Genomic DNA, 1,103 nt, shown 5'->3' with positions numbered 1-1,103 from the left:
GAAATGGTCCGGCGGCCGGAAGGGATGTTGTCGGCAATCGAGATGACGGGGGAAGCCGAGAAGGCAGGGTTACTGGAGCGGAACAGTTCAGTCCCTGCAGAGATCAACGGGAGTAGCCCGTCACGAGTCTTGCCGGACCTGCTGGAGGCCTATGCCTTCCGAGATCCCGAGCGAAAGGTGCTGATCGGGGAAAACGAGTCCTGGAGCATCCGGGAGCTCAATGAGCGGGCCAATGCCCTGGCGCGGCAGCTGCGGAGTAGAGGCGTGGGTGCGGAAACGACGGTGGGCATTGTGGCATCACGCTCCCTGGACATGGTCGCTGGAATAATGGGAGTGCTGAAAGCCGGCGGGGCCTATGTACCGATTTCCCCGTTCTATCCAGCCGAGCGGATCCAGTACATGCTGAAGGATAGCGGAGCACGGGTTGTACTGAGTCAGGGCAGACTGGGCCTGAGCTTTGGCGAACTGGACATGCTAGATTTGGAGGAAGAGCACCTGTACGCAGGAGATCGAAGCAATCTGGGGCTGTCGATCCAGACGCATGATCTGGCGTATGTCCTCTATACCTCGGGTTCCACCGGAAAACCCAAAGGGGTAATGGTGGAGCAGGGACAGGTGATGAACCTGCTGGAGGGCATGCAGGGGAAATACCCGATCGAGCCCGGAGATGCCTATATGCTCAAAACTGCTTATACTTTCGACCCTTCTGTAGCCGAACTGTTTGGATGGATGCTGGGCGAGGGAGGCAGGATGGTCGTATTGCCAGAAGGGGCAGAGAAGGATCCGCAGGCGATCATGGCTGCCGTCCGGAGTTATGGCGTTACGCACATGCATTTTGTATCCTCCATGTTGCGAATTTTCCTGGAACTTGGCGGAGGAAGAACTGAAGGGCTGAAGTATGTGTTCACTGGTGGAGAAGAGCTATTGCCAGAAGTGGCGTTACGCTTTCGTCAGCAGCTCCCGGGTGTGCAACTGGTGAATCTGTATGGACCGACGGAAGCCACGATATATGCGACGTGGTATGCGGTGAACGGTACGGAAACAGGACGAATACCCATCGGTGAGGCACTGCCTCAGGTACAGGTACGAATTGTAGATAAAGA

Annotated in this window: 1 protein-coding gene; it reads left to right on the top strand. The window is 56.7% G+C overall.

The features are described 5' to 3' along the window. Nucleotides 1–1,103, top strand: a 1,103-nt coding sequence (locus tag J2T16_RS28745; protein WP_499020217.1) for an AMP-binding protein, incomplete at both ends; no start/stop codon positions are given.

The sequence above is a fragment of the Paenibacillus intestini genome (assembly GCF_030803945.1).
Lineage (GTDB): Bacteria > Bacillota > Bacilli > Paenibacillales > Paenibacillaceae > Paenibacillus > Paenibacillus polysaccharolyticus.
Note: the sequence above shows the minus strand (reverse complement) of the source record. Positions and strands in the feature narration are given on the sequence as shown.